This window comes from Paenibacillus sp. JT22N12, from assembly GCF_056269365.1.
In genome coordinates this window covers 417,338-435,325 of sequence record NZ_JBWDNU010000001.1, presented here as the reverse complement: position 1 = coordinate 435,325, position 17,988 = coordinate 417,338, and the positions used below count along the sequence as shown (strand labels likewise).

Genomic DNA, 17,988 nt, shown 5'->3' with positions numbered 1-17,988 from the left:
TACGAGCAATTGCGAACAAGCGGAAGCGATTAACGGCGGTGCGGCTGTGTCCGCCTGATTTTTTATAATTTCAGTGTACTCCGGTGCAGTATTGCTTTGAGCTTGGCAGCCATACTATGATGGCATCATACAGACCAAGGAAGTCAATTTCGACGAAAAGTTGGGGATCGGCATGGAATTCAAATACGAGTTTGAAAAAGACCTTCCCATTATGTTCCAGGAGTGGACACCAAGCACGATGGTCGAGACTTTTCATTGGCACACGCCGCTTGAGATCGGTTATTGTCATACGGGTAAAGGCTGGTTTTATTTCGGCGAGAAAAAATTCCGCGTCATGCCCGGCGATGTGTTCGTCGTCAATAATATGGAGCGGCATATCGCCCAGTCCGATGGGGACGACCCCAGCCATTTTTCCTTTATGTATTTCGATCCCGAATTCATTGAACAGGGTGAGAAGGAGCTGCTCCTTCCTTTCGTATACAACCCGACCCAGTTCCATAACCACATTCCGGCCCATTCACCCGCGGCCAAAGAAATCGGCGGCTTGCTCCTCTCGATGGAGAGGGAGTACCGCGAGCGGAGGACAGGCTACAAAAATATGCTCCGCGGCGGCTTGCTCCAAATCTGTACGCTGCTGCTGAGGCACTATGGCAGCGACACGCCCAAGAGCGAGATTAACCGGGTCGTTAATCTGTATCATAAACTGAATCCCGCACTATCCTTCATGAAGGAGAACTTCCGTGATCCCATAGAGCTGGAGGATGTCGCGCGCGTGCTTATGCTCAGTCCGTCGCGGACGCGCCACCTATTCAAGGAAATGCTTGGCGAGGGCTTCAAGGAATACCTGACCCAGCTGCGCATCAATGAAGCCAAGCGGCTGTTGATCACCTCGGACATGCAGGTGATGACGATTTGTCTGCACTGCGGGTTTCAGAGCCTGACTCCGTTCTACCGGGCTTTCAGGCAGATAGTCGGCATGACCCCGCAGGAGTACCGGGCTGAGGCGTCCGTGCTTGCCCTGACCAGAGAGAGGGCAATGGCGCTTTCAGCTGAATCCGATAAATGATGAACCCTTCTAACGTTCCTGCAGGGAGGGTTATTTTTTTTAGGGATCCAAAACGGCAGGTCAAACATACAGCGGATACGAAATCCAGCCGTTTTTGACAAGGGAAGTGTGCTTATTAGCAAGACGGCCGATTAGCAGCGGTGGTATGATATAAATGCAAAATGAAAGCGCTTTAATTAAAGATATGCAGGTGGCAAGTGAAGTAAAAGAAGTAAGCAGCACACTCTTTAAAAAGGGGTTGAGGTTCATGGTGAGGAAAACAAACATTCATCTATTGATCGTATGTTTACTGGTGCTGGGCCTGCTGGCAGGCTGTACGAAGGACTCCAATGGAAGCGGCTCGGGAGGGAAGACGGAGCTCGTATTCTGGCAGCCGGACCTGGCGAACTGGCAGCCGCTGTACGAGAAGCTGGTCAAGAAATTCGAGGAGAGCCATCCGGATATCCGGATCAAGATGGCCAATATTCCGGAGGAAGGCTATTTTGAGAAGCTGAACACGGCGTTCGCCGCAGGCAAGGGTCCGGATATGTGGGTAGGCTGGTACCCCGGCAATGAATTCGACCGGGGCTACATTCAGCCAATCGACGAATTCATCGAAGCGAGCGGGTGGGATATGAACCAATATTTTCAGCCGATAACGGATCTTAGACTGAAGGGTGCGGACGGCCATTATTACGGACTGCCCCGCGACTATTCCAGTTCTGTTGTCCTGTACAACAAGGATCTGTTCGATGCGGCGCAGGTGCCTTATCCGACGGAGGATTGGACGGTTGATGATTTCCGCAGCATCGCGAAGTCTGTGACGAACGGGGAGAAGAAAGTGTTCGGCACCGATATCGCAACAGGCGACTCGCTGCTTACGGGTACGCCGCTCGTATGGAATTACGGCGGCGATATGATCAGCGAAGACGGGCTTACGGTGAAGGGCGTGCTGGACTCGCCGGAAACGATGAAGGCCTACGAGCTTGGCCAGCAGCTGATGAAGGATGGGAGCGTGCTTCCGTCGTCCATCTCGGAGACGATGACCGGCGACAACGGCGCGTTCGGCTCGGGTACGGTGGGCATGACAATGGGGACGCTGTGGGGCTATAACTCGCTGAAGGATGTCACGTTCAAATGGGGAGCCGTATCGTTTCCGAAAGTGCCGGGCGGAGAGGATTACGCCTGGGCCGACATCGTCAGCTGGTTTATGAATGCCAAATCGAAGCATAAGGAAGCGACATGGGAATTCATGAAGTTCATGTCGAGCACGGAGATCGGCCAAGATGTGGCGGAGGAGCTGACATGGGGGCCGCCGATTCCGAAGATCTGGGAGGATCAGAAGCTGCTCGACAACGAGGCGCTGAAGGTGTTCTATGATCAGGGCGCGAAGCCGACGAAGAAACCGGTCTATGTCCGCAATAACGCCTACGATGATATTACTTCAGACATGACCCAGACCTATACGGATATCGTGAATCCGCTGAAGGGCGTCGAGATGAAATCGCCGGGCGACGTGCTTCCGCAAGCAGCCGAAGAGATGCAGAAAAAGCTGGATGAAGCCCAAACAGTCAAGTAACGAATCGGAGGTGGACATATCATGGTGAAGCTATCCAAAAGCGCCCGGCGGGAAGAAAGGCTCGGCTACTTGTTTATATCTCCCTGGATCCTGGGGTTTCTGGCGTTCGCCGCCTTCCCGATCCTCGCATCCCTGGCGCTGAGCTTCATGCACTGGGATATCTACGCCAGCCCTTCCTGGATAGGGCTGGACAACTTCAACCGCCTGTTCCGCGATCCGCTGTTTTACAAATCGATGAAGGTTACGCTCACCTACAGCGCGATGGCCATTCCGCTCGGTCTTGTGATCGGCCTGCTGCTGTCGCTGATGCTGAATCTTAAAGTAAAGGGCATCAATTTCTTCCGGACGTTGTTCTACCTGCCTTCGGTGCTTACCGGCGTGGCCGTCTCCATGCTGTGGCTGTGGATCTTCAATGCCGATTACGGGCTGCTGAATTATATGCTGTCCTGGGTCGGCATCGAAGGACCCCAGTGGCTCAAGGATCCAAGCTGGATACTCACAAGCTATGTCATCATGAGCCTGTGGGGGGTTGGAGGGAACGCCATCCTGTTTCTGGGCGGCCTCCAGAACATTCCGGAGCAGCTGTACGAAGCCGCCAAAATTGACGGCGCCGGTATGTACCGGCGGTTCTGGCGGATCACGATCCCGCTGCTGACGCCGACGCTCTTTTTCCTCCTGCTCATGGGCATCATCGGTTCCTTCCAGGTCTTCACGCAGGCGTATATCATCAACGGCCGGGGCGGAGGCGGTCCTGACAATGCAGGCTTGTTCTATATGCTTTATCTGTACCAGAAGGCCTTCAAATCATTCGATATGGGCTATGCTTCGGCCATGGCATGGATTGGCGGCCTCCTGTCGCTGGTGCTTGCGCTGATTGTATATGCGACGCAAAACAGGTGGGTCTATTATGAGGCGGATGAGACCCAGGGAAGGAAGGCGGTGGTGAAATGACGAATGTGAATGTATCGGCGAGGAAGCCTTTTGGCAAAATTGCCGCTTACTGCTTCCTTATCATCCTGTCGTTCGCCTGCATGGTTCCCTTCTTCTGGATGATATCGACATCGCTGAAGACCAAAGCGACCACGTTTCAATTTCCGCCGCAGTGGATTCCGGCAGACCCGCAGTGGGCGAACTATGTGAACGCATTTTCCTTTGCTCCGTTCGCTACCTACATCACGAATACGCTTACGATTGAGCTCTTCGTCATTATTGGCCAGGTCGTGTCCTGCACGCTGGTCGCATACGGCTTCTCCCGGTTCCGCTTCCGCGGACGCGAGGTGCTGTTCATGATCATGCTCGCTACCATGCTCATACCGGAGCAGGTGACGATGATCCCGACCTTCCTCATGTTCAGTAAGCTGAATTGGGTGGATACGTACCTGCCGCTGACGGTCCCGGCTTACTTCGCGAATCCGTTCTTCGTCTTCCTGATGCGGCAGTACCTGCTCACGATCCCGAAGGACCTCGACGAGGCGGCCAAGATCGACGGAGCGAATGAATTGCAAATTCTGTGGAAGGTGCTTGTCCCGGTCCTGCGTCCCTCGATGACCATCATTGTCGTATTTACATTCACGAATGTGTACAACGATTTCATGGGACCGCTCATTTATTTGAATTCGCCGGAGAAATTCACCTTGGCCGTCGGCCTTGCCAACTTCGTTTCCAGCAGAGGCTCCGAGTGGAATCTGCTCATGGCGGCTTCGACTGTCGTCGTCGTGCCGCTGCTGCTCATCTACTATTTTGCGCAGCGCAATCTGATCGGCGGAATTGCCAGCATGGGGATCAAGGGATAAAAACACAAGCAACATAACCGAGAGGAGAATGGAATCATCATGAATAAACAGATCCTGCCTGCAGATTATCCGGAACGCGTCTATGCGGGATGGCTGGGGAAAGTAATAGGCGTCCGTCATGGAGGCAATATCGAGCAGTGGACGTACGAAAGGATCGCAAGAACGTTCGGCGAAATCACGGGCTATCTTCATACGTTTAAAAATTTCGCGGCGGATGACGATACGAACGGACCCATGTTCTTTCTCCGCGCGCTGGAGGATTACACGCATACAAGCGAGATTACAGCCGAGCAGATGGGGCTGACCTGGCTTAATTATGCGCCCGATGGCCACGGCTTCTATTGGTGGGGCGGCTATGGCAAATCGACCGAGCATACCGCCTATCAGAACCTCAAGAACGGGATCATGGCGCCGCGCTCGGGATCGATCGAGCAGAATGGGGCTGCGGTGGCGGAGCAGATCGGCGGGCAGATCTTCATTGATGTATGGGGATTGATCGCACCGGGCAACCCGAGACTTGCGGCAGAGTATGCGGAGAAAATCGCCAGCGTGTCGCATGACGGCAACGGGAAGTATGGCGGCATGTTTATCGCGGCCTGCATCGCAGCCGCATTCGACCGCCAGGATATGCAAGAGATTCTGGAAGCGGGGCTGTCCGTGATCCCGGAGGATTGCGATTTCGCACGAATGACCCGAACGGTTATCGAATATCATGGGGGTCAACCGGAGGATTGGAGGGAGGCCTTCCTGTTCGTGCGGGAGAAGTTCGGCTACCATCTGTATCCGGGCGAATGCCATATCATCCCGAACGCGGCGGTCATTGTGCTGTCGCTGCTGTACGGCGGAGGAGACTTCTCCCGCTCGATCAATATCTGCAACATGTGCGGCTGGGATACGGATTGCAATGTCGCAAATGTCGGTACCATCATGGGCGTGCGGAATGGCCTTGACGGCATTGATGATTCGTGGCGGAAGCCGATCAACGATTTCCTGTGCTGCTCCAGCGTCATCGGAACGCTGAACATACTGGATATTCCCTGGTGCGCTTCCTATATCGCAAGCTTCGGTTATAAAATCGCGAACGCGGACATTCCGGCCAAATGGCGTCCGGTCCTCACCGGCGAATCGCCGCGTTTTCATTTCGAATATCCGGGGTCGACGCATGCGTTCCGCACGGACGCAGATGCAAGCGGAGCGCATGTTACCGGCGTCGTCTCGAACACGCCGGAAGCGGCGGCAAGCGGCGGACGCTCCCTGAAGGTGCTGTTCGACCGGGTGAGCGGCGGGTATGGCTATCGTGTCTATCACCAGACCTACTACCGCCCTCATGATTTCAACGACAGCCGGTACGACCCGAGCTTCTCGCCGCTGCTCTACCCCGGCCAGACCATCGAAGCCCAAGTCATGATCCCTGAATTTGTGAACATCGGAGTGATTGCAAGGCTGTACGTCAAGGATGTCAATGCCGATGTGCGCCACTATGCCGACAGCATCGAGCCCGTGAAAGGCGAATGGACCACTCTGCGCTATGAGCTGCCTTCGATGGAAAATGTGTGCATCGGCGAAGCGGGCATCGAGTTCGTCCCTGCCGAAGGCTGGTCCGCGAATCTCGTAGCCTATGTGGATGACTTCCATTTCTCGGGCGTGCCTGATTACGCCATAGATTTTGGCTTCGAGCGGATAGAGCGCTGGCACGGACTGCATCAGGAGGTCAGCCAATTTACTTATTTGCGCGGATTATGGACACTGGAGCAGGGCGAATTGTCCGGCAGCTACAGCGGCGAATCCGCAGAATGCTATACCGGCGATCTGAAGTGGCGGGACTATGCGTTTGAAGCGGTCGTTCGGCCCGTATCCGGAAGCCACCACAGGGTGCTCGTCAGGGTGCAGGGCGGTATCCGTTCTTACGCCGCGGGTCTTGCCCCCGGCAATAAAGTGAGCTTTTACAAGAATGCTAACGGATGCATGGAGCTTGCTTCTGCCGACTTCGAATGGGAGCATGGCCGGGACTATACGATTGCCGTCGAAGCGAAGGGGAACCGGTTTACGGTAAGCGTGAACGGACAGCATGTACTTGAAGTGGAGGATGCGGGAGATAACGGCCTTCCTTATTGGACGGGGCAGGTGGGATTGTCCAATATGGCCGGCAGCCACACCCATTATAAGCGCTATCGCGTGTCAAGCCGCTGACGGGAAACCAGGGGCGCAGCCGCGCCAGAGGATGAGAATGCATAATTGTTCATTAAATCTGATTGTGGCGGATATATTTGGAGATGAGGCATGTCAGCATTGGTTAAAGTGGATATCCGGACTATAAATTCAAAGCAGGAGGATAATTGATGACCCAAAAAATTCGCGTAGCCATTGTCGGATTGGGATTTGGAGCCGAGTTTATTCCTATTTATCAAAATCACCCGCACGCAGAGATGTATGCGATCTGCCAGCGGTCGGAGGATAGCCTGCATCGGATCGGCGATCATTTTGGGATCCATGTAAGATACAGCAGCTTTGAGGAACTGCTTGAGGATCCGGATGTGGACGCCGTCCATATCAATACCCCGATTCCCTTTCATGCCCGGCAATCTGCCGCGGCTCTGCTTGCAGGCAAGCATGTGGCCTGCACTGTGCCGATGGCCACCTCAGTGGAGGATTGCAGACGGATTGTCGAGGCGCAGAAAGCCTCCGGCAAGCACTACATGATGATGGAAACAGCCGTGTATACGCGCGAGTTTCTGTATGTGAAGGAGCTGCGCGACAGCGGGAAGCTGGGCAGGCTGCAGTTTCTGCGGGGCGCTCATCAGCAGGAGATGTCCGGATGGCCGGGTTATTGGGAAGGGCTGCCGCCCATGCATTACGCAACCCATGCGGTAAGTCCGCTTCTTGCCTTGGCCGGGAAAGAAGCGGAGACGGTGGTATGCTTCGGTTCGGGGCAAATTGCCGGGAACCTTGCTTCCAAGTACGGCTCGCCTTTTGCTGCCGAGTCGGCTCTCGTGCGTCTCCGCGATTCCAGCCTGGCGATGGAAGTGACCCGGTCCTTATTCGAAATTTCCCGTGAGTATATCGAGAGCTTTAATGTTTATGCGGACAAGATGAGCTTCGAGTGGCAGCAGCTGGAAAGGGAAGAACCGCTGGTATTCCGCGGGGAGGACGGCGAGCGCGTGAAGATCCCGGATTATGCCCACCTGCTTCCGGAGGGCATCCGTAAATATACGGCCGAGGGCGTTTACAATGCGGACGAGAATCAGCATCTTTCGTTCAAGCAGGGGAATGGCCATGGCGGATCCCATCCGCATTTGGCGCATGAGTTTATTATGAGCCTCGTAGAGGACCGTCCGCCGTTTCCGGATGTGTTCGCATCTGCGAACTGGACGTGTACGGGACTTGTTGCGCATGAATCCGCCATGCAGGGCGGAATCCCCCTCAAATTGCCTGATTTCCGCTAAAAAAACTGAAGGACGGAGGCATGCCCATCATGAAATCTTGCGAAGCTGAGCTTCATGCCGTTAGTACCCCGCATTCCATTGAAATCTTCCGGGCGGGCGGAACGCGGCCGGTTCTGGTGCAAAACGCTGCAGCCAACAGCCGCCCCTATATTCATCCGATCCTGTCGCCCGACGGGATTGGCGAGCTTACCGAAAATGCTCCCGCCCATCATCCGTGGCAGCATGGATTATATACGGGGCTGAATGAGGTTAATGGCGTCGGTTTCTGGGAGGAAGGCTTGCGGAATGATCCGATGGATGGAACCTTCCACCCGAAGCCTCTCCGGCCTCCTGCAATAAACGGGAGTAAAGTGGAATGGGCCGTGGAGACCGACTGGCGTTCGCCTGACGGTACTCCCCTCCTTGCCGAGGAGCAGCGGTGGACCTTCTGCGACCGCGGGAACGCCTATGAGCTGGACCTGGAATGGACGCTCAAGGCTCAAACTGCCTTAACGTTCGGACGATACGACTACGGCGGATTATTTATCAGAATGCCATACCGCGAGGCATTCGGCGGGAGCAGCATAAGCAGCGAGGGGCTCGCAAGGGAAGAGGCTGACGGCAAGCCGGCCCGCTGGATGGCTATCTCCATGCCGATAGAAGGCCGTGAATCGGCAGCCGGCATAGCGATAATGGACCATCCTGCTAATCCTGGCTATCCGGTTCCATGGCGCGTGGATGGCCAATTCGGGGCTGCCCCAAGCCTGTGCATAGCCGGAGACTGGCAGCTCGAAGCGGGCAGTTCGCAATTGTTCAGACATCGGGTCTTCGTCTATACGGGTGAAATCGACGCAGCGCAAATAGAAGCGAATTGGAATGAATTTCGTAATGGGAGGAACAATTGACGATGAAAAGCGCTGTTGTCGTGCATCCGAATTTTGATACCGTATGGCCGTTTGCTGCAAATCATTTGCACAGGATGTGGAGCGGTCAAGGGGACACGCAGCTCATTCGGCTCCTGACTGGAAGTGAGGAAAAGCTCGGAGAGGTTGTCCCGAGCCCAGCCGAGATCACCCGACTGGCAGTGCTTGGTGTAGACATTACAGGAGATTGCCTGGGGGCATTCACATCGCTTAGGGAAGCGGCAATCTGTACCGATGGATACAATGAAGAGCTGGAGCCGGATATTCGAGATGCTTGGGAGCAGGCCGGGGTTAGAATCTATAAGCATCCCTCGGAGGGCTTCTGGGGCCAATCCGTGTCGGAATTCGGCCTTGCTCTGACGCTTTGCGGCCTTCGGCGCATTCCGCAGTCCCATCATGCCATCATTTCCAGCCAGGAGCCGTGGGATTATAATCCTCCGGGAAATATGGGGGTGCCGGAAGCGAGAGGCCACCAATTCGGCGACGATCCGAACTTCACAAACGGTACCGTGTTTGGGAAGAAGGTACGGATTGTAGGAGCAGGCAATATCGCCAGCCGTTATGCCAGTTTTGTGAGCATGCTTGGGGCGGAAGCAGCGGCATGGGATCCATTCGCGTCCGAACCGTCGTTCCACCGTGCGGGCGCCCGCAAAGTGTGGCATCTGGATGAGCTCGTCAAGGATGCGGATATCTTCGTGCCGATGGTCCCTTTGACCGCCAAGACACAGGGAATTATCACCGCCGATCATATTCATGCACTTCCCAAGGGGTGTCTGGTAGTTATGGCGACTAGAGCATTAATTTGCGACATGGCAGCGGTCAGGGAAAGGGTATTGGCCGAGGAGATCAGTCTTGCCGCCGACGTATTCGATATTGAACCGCTGCCGCTGGACGATCCTTTGCTCGGCAGGCACAACGTCGTACACACTCCCCATAATGCAGGACGTACGATACACGCGAACGAGCAGTGGGCGGAGATGCTGATGGCGCAATTTCGTCCGGTGCAATCGATTAAAACGAGCTAAGGATGTGAACAGAAGCCGCTGTGCAGGAGGAATGCTCTACCAATCGCTGTTGTTCCCGATTTCCTGAATATAAGGTTAATGGTCAAAATCCGGGAATAAAGGCGAACACAAACCCTTCTACAGAATCATTCTTCCTGCTCCGCTCTTTGTTCATTTTTATAGCGCGTTTTATTTACAAATGAAGAGGGGGCAGATGTCCCCTTCTATTTTTTTGCGTAGTTTTTAGTTCGGCTTTATTTTACGATATCAATGGTGACAATTCGCTATCCTAAGGCGGCCGCCAAATGGCGGCTGAACCGGATTTTATTGATGGACAGCATCCATCAGGTACCAAGTGGAGACGGGAATTCGGCCTACGACTTACTTCAATCTGGAATAACCATTGGACTCTAACTGCTTATAAATGTATAAATCAACAAAACAGGTATAATATGTTACGATTAGAAGTATTCACAAAGGGAGGGATTGAAGTGAAAATAACGAAAAGCTTTGTCCTTGTGGTCGTGAATTTGATCGGTGACTTATGGTTGGGGACGATGAGAAAGCCGGAATTTTATGATAAACAGACCGCTGCGGTGCGTACCAGACTGGGTTATGCTGGATTTGTTGCTGCGGCCGCGATCATGGCGGCAGGGGTTGTTACATGGTTATGTCTGAACATATATTGAGTAACCAGAGGGGAATCAGGAGGTGAGTAAATGATAAATGAGTTTTCTTTGATCATGATCGTTTTCCCCATTATTTTCATTCTGCTTGGCTTTGTTGGGTACATCATTCTGAAGAATGTTTTCATTGCTCCAACACTGACGTTTGGGGTTTCTGTTGTGTTGACTTTTACCGTATATAATACAACATTCCTCATTTGGTTGATGATTTACACATTGTTGTCTTTTGCTTCCAGTATGATTGCAAAGCAATTCTTCTATATGATCCAAAAATTTAAAATATCCGATAAATAACGAAAAACCGGCTGTCGACGACTAAGGAGATGGGGTATTTGTCGATATTCATATACATAGGTATTATTTCATTAATCCTGGCGGGTATTTTAGTTGGAGCATGGACGGATGGAAACAGGCAGAGAGGAAACTATTATTCCCAGAATCCGGATCCCAAAGAACGGAGAGTAAAAGCGAAATTATCTACATGGTTTTTTCTGATTTCGCTAGTATCGTTTGCAATCGCAGCTATCTATTATTTTTGGATAAAAGGTTCCTAAACAAGTACTAGCCCGTTTTTCGAATTTGGGACGATCAAGCAAAAAAGGGCGGCGGGCCGCCCCTTTTTTTATTTCAAGCGATGCTCGGTCGATCCCCGCAGGATCAATTCGGAATCGACCTTGAACACGCATTTGGCCGCGAACTCGTCGGCGTTCATCTGATCGATCAGCTTCTCGGCAATGATCGCGCCCATCGCGTATTTGGGCTGGTTGACCGTAGTCAACGTCGGCGTCAAATACTTGCTGATCCGGTTGTTGTCGACACCCACAACGGCCAGCTGCTCCGGGATGCGGATGCCGGTTTCCCGGCAGGCCTTGTATACGCCGAGCGCCATCTCGTCATTTGCCGCATATACGGCAGTGAAAGGGATATTTTTGGCAAAAAGCCTCATCATGGCTTCATATCCGCCGTTCTCATTGAAGTTGCCATTCTCGACGAGCTCCGGACGGAACGGGATCTGATATTCCTTCAACCCCTTCAAGTACCCTTCAAGCCTTTCGAAGCTGTCCACCGCTTCGGCGTACCCGCTCAGGAACACGATATTGCGGTGACCGAGGCCAACCAGGTGATCGACGACCTCCTTCGAGAACTTTACGTTGTCCGTGTAGATGCAGGGCACCTTCGGATGCTCGATATGTCTGCCAATCACGGCGATTGCATACCCCTTGTCCGAGAAGCGGACGATCTCCTCATCCGCAGTGGCGGGAGTAGCCAGGATCATGCCATCCACGGTGCGGCTCATAAGCAGACCAAGATAATCCAGTTCCTTGTCAGGCTGATTCTCCACATCGCAGATAATGACCTTATAGCTGCGGGAATAGGCCATATTCTCGATGCCCTTGATGATCTCAGCAAAATAAGAAGCGTTAATATCCGGGACGATGACCCCGATTGTCATCGTTTTCTGTGACCGCAAATTTTTGGCCACGGCGTTCCGGTGATAGCCGAGGTCGGCGATCACTTTATTTACTTTGTCTTTGGTCTTCGCCTTGACGTAGGAATTGCCGTTCAATACACGGGATACCGTTGCAGGGGAGACGCCGGCCTTGTTCGCAACATCGATGATCTTGATATCCATAGTCATCCTCAACTTTGCTCTAAAAATTTGTTTGACAGAAGCTCGATATCAACACTATAATTCAAAATGAAATCGATTTCAATACTGAGACCGGACAAATCAATCCGCTTGTAACGAAAGTTTTTGTTGAAAGCGTATTTTATGAATGCGAGGCGGGAGATCGGCCCCATATCAGCGTTTTGTGCTCAGATAGGTTAAGGAAACCTAAAACGGAACGACGTCATTTCATTTAGGAAATCGATTTCATAAATTGATGTGGGAGTGATGCATTTTTACAGTTAGTCAGTCCGCTTTGTCCATTACTCATTCATTCCGGTACGGAGGTGCACGATGGTCGGATTTTTCAGAGAACTAGGGAAGAATCGGGTCATGTTCCTCATGATCGCGCCCGCGCTGTTGTTCTTTGCCCTGTTCAGCTACGTCCCCATGGTAGGCGTCTATTACGCTTTTACCAATTACAGTTTTGACGGCGGCTTGTTCGGAAGCCAGTTCGTCGGCTTCGACAACTTTCAGTTCTTGTTCAGCTCCGGACAATTGGCCACGCTTACAAGAAACACAATCTTGTACAATATTGTCTTCATTCTGCTTGGCAATACGCTTCAGCTGTTTTGCGCAATCTTCCTGGCGGAGCTGCCCGGCAAATGGTTCAAGAAATCTGCGCAGTCCGTCATGTTTCTTCCGTTTTTCATTTCTTTCGTTCTTATAGGCGCTTTCGTTCTGAACCTGTTCAGCTCGCAGACCGGAGTTATCCCGACGCTGCTTGCGCAGATGGGCTTTCCAAGATACGACTTCTACATGCATACCGCGCCGTGGAAATACATTATCGTGTTTTTTCATGTGTGGAAAGGCCTCGGATACGGCACGGTCATCTACCTGGCCGCGATTATGAGCATCAGCGACGAATATTACGAGGCTGCTAAGATCGATGGTGCGAACATTTTCCAGCGGATCCGGAGAATTACGATCCCGATGCTGGTGCCGACATTCATTCTGCTGATTCTGCTCAGTCTTGGCGGCATCCTGAAAGGCCAGTTCGATCTGTTCTACCAGATCGTCGGCCAGAACGGCATGCTCTTCGAATCGACGGACATCATCGATACGTATGTGTACCGCTCTCTCGCCGTCAATTTCGATATCGGCATGGGGACCGCGGCAGGGTTGTACCAATCCTTGTTCGGACTCTTGCTCGTCCTTGGCGTGAACTACGTCATTCGCAGGACGCGCGAAGATTACGCTTTATTCTAGGAGGAGCCTACATCCGATGAAAATGGAAAGATCTACACTGGTATTCAACGTGGCCGGCTATTCGTTTCTGACGCTCCTGTCGGTGATGTGCCTGCTGCCCTTCCTGGTCATTATTACAGGATCGCTCAGCTCGGAGACGGAGATTATATCGGAGGGCTTCAAGTTCATTCCGGACCAATTCTCGCTAGACGCCTACCGGGCCATGTTCACGAACCCGATCCAGATCTACAAGGCGTACGAAGTAACGATTCTGATTACGCTGATCGGAACGGCGCTGGGCCTGTTCATGACCTCCATGGCCGGCTATGTTCTATCCCGCAAGGAGTTCAAGTACCGCAACGGCCTGTCGTTCTTTATCTACTTCACGACCTTGTTCAGCGGCGGGCTGATTCCGTGGTATATCCTGATCGTCAACTATTTGAGCCTGAAGGACAACTATATGGCGCTCGTCATCCCGAGCCTGCTCAGTGCGTGGAATATCATTTTAATGAAAAATTTCATGAAATCGATTCCAGATTCGATTGTCGAATCAGCCAAGATCGACGGCGCCGGCGACTTCAAGATTTACCTGAAGCTGATCCTGCCGCTCTCCACACCGGGTCTGGCAACGATCGGGCTGTTCATGGCGCTGGCATACTGGAACGATTGGTTCACCGCTAATCTGTTCATCACCACGGAGAGCAAATTCCCGCTGCAGTTCCTGCTCTACAAGATCCTGGCTAGTGCCTCGGTTCTCAAGACCAGCATCGCGGGGAATCTGTCTCCGAATTTCAAGCCGCCGACTGAGACGCTCAAGATGGCAGCTGCGGTTGTCGTCACAGGACCCATCATTCTGCTTTATCCGTTCCTGCAGCGCTACTTCGTCAAAGGTCTGACGATCGGCGCGGTCAAAGGTTAGAACCGGATTGCCGGCTAACATACATTCAAGCCAATCAAAAGGGGGATATTACATGTTCTTCAAACGCATGAAATGGGCGACGGCTGCCATTTCGCTGACATTGACAGCAGCTCTTCTCGCCGCGTGCAGCAACGGCGGCTCAAACAATGGCGGTTCGAACGCCGCCGCAAGCGAGCCGCCTGGCGGCAATGCTTCCACGACCAACGCCCAAAACCAGGACCCGGCCAAGCCGGATACATCGAAGAAGGTCGAACTCATATGGTATCTGCTTGGAGACGCTCATGCGGACACGCCGAAGGTTCTGGATGAATGGAACAAAATGCTGGAGAAGGATCTGAATACGACGGTCAAATTGAACTTTACCTCCTGGAACGAATGGCAGAGCAAATATAATCTGCTGCTCGCCTCAGGCGAGAAGGTGGATATGCTGTTTGCTTCAAGCTGGGCGGATTTCTACAAATATTCCAAACAAGGCGCATTTATGGATCTGACCGACCTGCTGCCAACCTATATGCCGCAAACCTGGGAGCAAGTGCCCAAGGAGGATTGGGACACGGCAACCGTAGGGGGCAAAATCTACGCCGTGCCGAACACGAATCCGGAGTATACGCCGAACGGTCTCGTCTACCGTGAAGACTGGCGGGAAGAGCTGAACCTGCCGGAGATTACGGATCTGGATTCGATTGAAGCCTATCTGGACGGCGTGAAGGCGAACAAGAAAGGCGTCACGCCGATCGGCGGCAAAGCCTGGAATGAAGTGTATACCCTGTTCCAGGACTACTATGACTTCAAGATTTACGGCGGCGAGAGCAGCGTTATTGCTTCCTCTTCCTATGACAATCCGCGGGATATCGTTGCCTATCCATTCACGACGCAGTTCGAGGAATATGTCAAACGCATGAAAACCTGGGCGGATAAAGGCTTCTGGGCTTCCAACACGCTGTCTTCCCAGACGGAAGCAGGAGACTTGATCAAGGCAGGCACGGGCGCCGTCTATTGGCGGAATGCTCCGGGAGCCGGCGGATTTATTACGGACGTATCCAAAACAAATCCGGACTACAAGCTTGGCTACTTCCCGTTCACCAGATTCCACAATTATTCGATTCCAACGCTCCCGATGGCCAACGCCATGGCGATTCCGAAGAGCGCCCAGAACGCAGAGCGTTCGCTTATGGTGCTCGACAAGCTGCGGAACGATCCCACTTATTTCCGTCTGATGACATACGGCATCGAGGGCACGCATTATTCAATCGAGGCCGACGGCAAAACATTCGTCTCGCCTCCTGTGGGAGTAGAGGTGACCAAGGACTGGAAGAATTATGACATTACAAGCTGGGGCTGGCGCAACAAAGACAACATGCTGGCACAAAAAGGCGGCTGGGACGGCATGCAGGCGCTGAATGAGGAGTTCGAGGCGGAAAGTAAGCCTAACATCTTCGAGCCGATCACGATGGACTATGAACCGGTTAAGGCACAGCAGGCTGCTGTGAACCAGGTGATCAAGCAATACGGCCAGCCGCTCATGATGGGTCTTGTGGCCGACCCGGTGAAGGCGCTTGAGACATACCGCAGCAAGTTGAAAGCGGCGGGCGTGGATAAAATTCTGGAATATGTGAAAGAGCAGGCAACCGCTTATTTCGACGAAAAAGGCATTCAATAAGAAATAAGCTGAAGCTCCGCAAGAGTTCAGAAACCTTAATCAGTCTAAACCTGTGTTTTCCAAGGTTTAGACTTTTTTTGGTCCAGAGCAAGAAACCCGAAGCTTTCGTCTGTCCTAGCTGCTGCCGTTTTCATTGACGGCAACCGGTTTTCCGCGTTTTTTGCGAATTACCGCAATGAGCAGCAGCAAGATAGGGTAGCAGATCGTAATAAACAACCCTATCTTCCCGAAGAATTCGACGAACTCATACATTTGAAGCACGCTTTGCGGCAGCATGGCAATCAGAAAGATAAAAGGCAGCAAGAAAAAAGCGAACATTTTATGATCCTGCAAATGAAGCATTTGGGTTATAGATTTAATCGTAAGGTAAAAAATCGACAGCAGTGTCGTGAACACATTGGTCACCCATACCGCCAGAATCGCTGCATCCAGCCGTTCCAAAATGTTAGCTGGGAGTGCGGTTGTTTTCGCCAATTCCAATGTCGGCCACATCAATAATTTGATTTCCTCAGGTCCAAATACGGCCACAGCGGAAATGACAGTGAGTACAAAGAAAAAGCTCGGCATAAACCAGCCCCAAATCATTGATAAATAGGCTTTCTTTGGTTTTTTCATGAACGGGATGACCATCGTGATGATGAAGGAGCCTTGAAACAAGGCAGCAATCGTTAATATTCCGAAGAACAGCTCATGATGCTCATTTCCCCATACAGGCAGCAGGTTCAGGACGCGGGAGTTTTTCAGAGACAACAATACAATGATCCAGCCTGGCACCATAATAAAAGGCAGGTAAAAAAGATGGATGCTGGCGAACGTCACGATATCCGTTCTGGCGAATACGGCCGCAAGCAGCAGCATCGCAAGGACGGTCACTTCCAATGGAGTCCTTTTTAATATGGAGGTGATGACCACTTCCCCGAATTCGCGGGAGATGAGTGCCATTAATATGCTAAAGAAGGAGACAATGCCCAAACTGGCCACAAATGCAACACCTCTTCCAATAATATCTTCGCTGTACTGGATGATCGATTGGTCGGGAAAACGTATGCCGAGTACCGTAACAAGGAGCAGCCCGAATAATGCGACCAGTGTTCCGAGCAATGTGACAAGCGGAGCTCCCGTATCTGCTGCGCGAACAGCCAGAAGGGGAACTGCGAGAACGCCGACTCCAATCGTGGAACTAGTCACAATTGCTGCTACCTGAACCGCGGTGATTGGACGCATTTGATCTTCTCCTCTCTGAATAAGCGATGATATAGCTAGGCTTCCATTTTTTTCATTCAATTATGTATCGCAATCCTTCCAAATTGAAGTTGAGTCAGGCATTTCGTACAAATAATGATTGCGGTATGAATGGTGGAATGGGTTTCCCGGTCTTATAATGGAGTCATCTTTCAAAACAGGAGGGTGGCGGCTATGAGCTTATGGACATTCCTGGACGGGGCGTACAGCATGCCCGATAAACAAACGCTGGGACGCAGAATCAGCTGCAAGGTGGGATACTGGCTCGCAAACCGGCATCGCAATGCGGTCATCCACCGTACCTGCCTGATTAGCCCCGAAGCCAAAATAAATCCGCGTGAAGGCAGGCTCGAAATCGGTGAAGAGTCCACCATCGCCCTTGGCGTGCTGCTTCAAGGAAACGTAACCGTCGGCAAACGCAGTTCCATTCAGGCGTATTCCAACATTGTCGGATATGGCCTGCCGGACGAGCGGCAGGGGAGGGTAATCATCGGCGATGACGTCCGCATTGCTTCACATGCCATCATCATTGCCGGCAACCATCGCTTCGACGATCCAGGCCGTCCAATACGGGAGCAAGGACATGAGCTGCTGCCCATTACGATTGAAAATGATGTATGGATCGCGGGGCGGGTCAGCATAACCGCAGGAGTAACCATTGGCAGAGGCTCCGTCATTGGCGGAGGATCGGTCGTCACAAGAGATATTCCTCCCTACAGTATTGCGGTAGGGGTTCCGGCCAAAGTCGTCAAAAGCAGGAAATAAACAAATGAGCAGCGCGGCCCGAAGTTGAAAATATAATAGGAGTTAAAAACATAATATGGGAAACTTTTTCATTCCTGTTGGCGTCTAAAAGTG

Annotated in this window: 17 protein-coding genes; 15 read left to right on the top strand and 2 right to left on the bottom strand. The window is 52.3% G+C overall.

Features of this window, described 5'->3' with window-relative positions:
- The first annotated feature begins 172 nt into the window (after positions 1-172).
- The 11 genes from AC0YOA_RS01795 to AC0YOA_RS01745 all read left to right on the top strand — a co-directional run bounded on the left by AC0YOA_RS01795 (position 173) and on the right by AC0YOA_RS01745 (position 11,006).
- The gene (locus AC0YOA_RS01795) at positions 173-1,066 is read left to right on the top strand and encodes an AraC family transcriptional regulator (protein ID WP_379113422.1); all 894 of its coding nucleotides are present in this window, start codon (positions 173-175) and stop codon (positions 1,064-1,066) included.
- A gap of 247 nt (positions 1,067-1,313) precedes the next feature.
- Positions 1,314-2,624 carry an ABC transporter substrate-binding protein gene (locus AC0YOA_RS01790; RefSeq protein ID WP_475785142.1) on the top strand — a complete coding sequence of 437 codons (1,311 nt, stop codon included), beginning with the start codon at positions 1,314-1,316 and terminating at the stop codon, positions 2,622-2,624.
- A 21-nt stretch (positions 2,625-2,645) separates the two neighbouring features.
- A complete protein-coding gene (locus tag AC0YOA_RS01785; RefSeq protein ID WP_210045408.1) occupies positions 2,646-3,575 on the top strand; it encodes a carbohydrate ABC transporter permease in 930 nt (309 codons plus the stop codon).
- A complete protein-coding gene (locus AC0YOA_RS01780; protein ID WP_210045407.1) occupies positions 3,572-4,417 on the top strand; it encodes a carbohydrate ABC transporter permease in 846 nt (281 codons plus the stop codon). The genes AC0YOA_RS01785 and AC0YOA_RS01780 overlap by 4 nt, the downstream gene beginning before the upstream one ends.
- Before the next feature lie 39 nt (positions 4,418-4,456).
- Complete coding sequence (locus AC0YOA_RS01775) at positions 4,457-6,607, top strand: ADP-ribosylglycohydrolase family protein (RefSeq protein WP_475785141.1); 2,151 nt, start codon at positions 4,457-4,459, stop codon at positions 6,605-6,607.
- A gap of 149 nt (positions 6,608-6,756) precedes the next feature.
- Complete coding sequence (locus AC0YOA_RS01770) at positions 6,757-7,860, top strand: Gfo/Idh/MocA family protein (protein WP_475785140.1); 1,104 nt, start codon at positions 6,757-6,759, stop codon at positions 7,858-7,860.
- A 29-nt stretch (positions 7,861-7,889) separates the two neighbouring features.
- Positions 7,890-8,744 (top strand): DUF6807 domain-containing protein, encoded by an 855-nt coding sequence (locus tag AC0YOA_RS01765; RefSeq protein WP_475785139.1) that lies wholly within the window; start codon positions 7,890-7,892, stop codon positions 8,742-8,744.
- 2 nt (positions 8,745-8,746) lie between these two features.
- Positions 8,747-9,787, top strand: coding sequence for an NAD(P)-dependent oxidoreductase (locus AC0YOA_RS01760; RefSeq protein WP_475785138.1), 1,041 nt, complete (start codon positions 8,747-8,749; stop codon positions 9,785-9,787).
- A gap of 470 nt (positions 9,788-10,257) precedes the next feature.
- A complete protein-coding gene (locus tag AC0YOA_RS01755) occupies positions 10,258-10,455 on the top strand; it encodes a hypothetical protein (protein WP_475785137.1) in 198 nt (65 codons plus the stop codon).
- Between the two features lie 30 nt (positions 10,456-10,485).
- Positions 10,486-10,746 carry a DUF2651 family protein gene (locus AC0YOA_RS01750; RefSeq protein ID WP_475785136.1) on the top strand — a complete coding sequence of 87 codons (261 nt, stop codon included), beginning with the start codon at positions 10,486-10,488 and terminating at the stop codon, positions 10,744-10,746.
- A gap of 29 nt (positions 10,747-10,775) precedes the next feature.
- Positions 10,776-11,006, top strand: a complete 231-nt coding sequence (locus AC0YOA_RS01745) for a DUF5316 family protein (protein ID WP_475785135.1) — start codon at positions 10,776-10,778, stop codon at positions 11,004-11,006.
- A gap of 68 nt (positions 11,007-11,074) precedes the next feature.
- On the opposite strand, the gene AC0YOA_RS01740 is transcribed toward AC0YOA_RS01745, so the two are convergent.
- Entirely contained in the window at positions 11,075-12,085 is a 1,011-nt protein-coding gene (locus AC0YOA_RS01740; RefSeq protein WP_210045399.1) for a LacI family DNA-binding transcriptional regulator, read from the bottom strand.
- Positions 12,086-12,415: 330 nt separating this feature from the next.
- Here AC0YOA_RS01740 and AC0YOA_RS01735 point away from each other — a divergent pair, with 330 nt between their 5' ends.
- From AC0YOA_RS01735 to AC0YOA_RS01725, 3 genes are read left to right on the top strand one after another with little or no spacing between them, the layout of a single operon-like run.
- Complete coding sequence (locus AC0YOA_RS01735) at positions 12,416-13,330, top strand: ABC transporter permease subunit (RefSeq protein WP_210045398.1); 915 nt, start codon at positions 12,416-12,418, stop codon at positions 13,328-13,330.
- A 16-nt stretch (positions 13,331-13,346) separates the two neighbouring features.
- Entirely contained in the window at positions 13,347-14,228 is an 882-nt protein-coding gene (locus tag AC0YOA_RS01730) for a carbohydrate ABC transporter permease (protein WP_475785134.1), read from the top strand.
- Between the two features lie 52 nt (positions 14,229-14,280).
- The gene (locus tag AC0YOA_RS01725) at positions 14,281-15,888 is read left to right on the top strand and encodes an extracellular solute-binding protein (RefSeq protein ID WP_475785133.1); all 1,608 of its coding nucleotides are present in this window, start codon (positions 14,281-14,283) and stop codon (positions 15,886-15,888) included.
- Between the two features lie 114 nt (positions 15,889-16,002).
- On the opposite strand, the gene AC0YOA_RS01720 is transcribed toward AC0YOA_RS01725, so the two are convergent.
- Complete coding sequence (locus AC0YOA_RS01720; RefSeq protein WP_475785132.1) at positions 16,003-17,112, bottom strand: GerAB/ArcD/ProY family transporter; 1,110 nt, start codon at positions 17,110-17,112, stop codon at positions 16,003-16,005.
- Between the two features lie 192 nt (positions 17,113-17,304).
- Here AC0YOA_RS01720 and AC0YOA_RS01715 point away from each other — a divergent pair, with 192 nt between their 5' ends.
- Positions 17,305-17,895, top strand: a complete 591-nt coding sequence (locus AC0YOA_RS01715; RefSeq protein ID WP_475785131.1) for an acyltransferase — start codon at positions 17,305-17,307, stop codon at positions 17,893-17,895.
- Positions 17,896-17,988 lie beyond the last annotated feature (93 nt).

Bases quoted from the DNA above. Each gene is read 5' to 3' on its own strand.
- AC0YOA_RS01795 (WP_379113422.1), top strand. From the start codon at position 173: ATGGAATTCAAATACGAGTTTGAAAAAGACCTTCCCATTATGTTCCAG.
- AC0YOA_RS01790 (WP_475785142.1), top strand. From the start codon at position 1,314: ATGGTGAGGAAAACAAACATTCATCTATTGATCGTATGTTTACTGGTG.
- AC0YOA_RS01785 (WP_210045408.1), top strand. From the start codon at position 2,646: ATGGTGAAGCTATCCAAAAGCGCCCGGCGGGAAGAAAGGCTCGGCTAC.
- AC0YOA_RS01780 (WP_210045407.1), top strand. From the start codon at position 3,572: ATGACGAATGTGAATGTATCGGCGAGGAAGCCTTTTGGCAAAATTGCC.
- AC0YOA_RS01775 (WP_475785141.1), top strand. From the start codon at position 4,457: ATGAATAAACAGATCCTGCCTGCAGATTATCCGGAACGCGTCTATGCG.
- AC0YOA_RS01770 (WP_475785140.1), top strand. From the start codon at position 6,757: ATGACCCAAAAAATTCGCGTAGCCATTGTCGGATTGGGATTTGGAGCC.
- AC0YOA_RS01765 (WP_475785139.1), top strand. From the start codon at position 7,890: ATGAAATCTTGCGAAGCTGAGCTTCATGCCGTTAGTACCCCGCATTCC.
- AC0YOA_RS01760 (WP_475785138.1), top strand. From the start codon at position 8,747: ATGAAAAGCGCTGTTGTCGTGCATCCGAATTTTGATACCGTATGGCCG.
- AC0YOA_RS01750 (WP_475785136.1), top strand. From the start codon at position 10,486: ATGATAAATGAGTTTTCTTTGATCATGATCGTTTTCCCCATTATTTTC.
- AC0YOA_RS01745 (WP_475785135.1), top strand. From the start codon at position 10,776: ATGGGGTATTTGTCGATATTCATATACATAGGTATTATTTCATTAATC.
- AC0YOA_RS01740 (WP_210045399.1), bottom strand. From the start codon at position 12,085: ATGGATATCAAGATCATCGATGTTGCGAACAAGGCCGGCGTCTCCCCT.
- AC0YOA_RS01735 (WP_210045398.1), top strand. From the start codon at position 12,416: ATGGTCGGATTTTTCAGAGAACTAGGGAAGAATCGGGTCATGTTCCTC.
- AC0YOA_RS01730 (WP_475785134.1), top strand. From the start codon at position 13,347: ATGAAAATGGAAAGATCTACACTGGTATTCAACGTGGCCGGCTATTCG.
- AC0YOA_RS01725 (WP_475785133.1), top strand. From the start codon at position 14,281: ATGTTCTTCAAACGCATGAAATGGGCGACGGCTGCCATTTCGCTGACA.
- AC0YOA_RS01720 (WP_475785132.1), bottom strand. From the start codon at position 17,112: ATGCGTCCAATCACCGCGGTTCAGGTAGCAGCAATTGTGACTAGTTCC.
- AC0YOA_RS01715 (WP_475785131.1), top strand. From the start codon at position 17,305: ATGAGCTTATGGACATTCCTGGACGGGGCGTACAGCATGCCCGATAAA.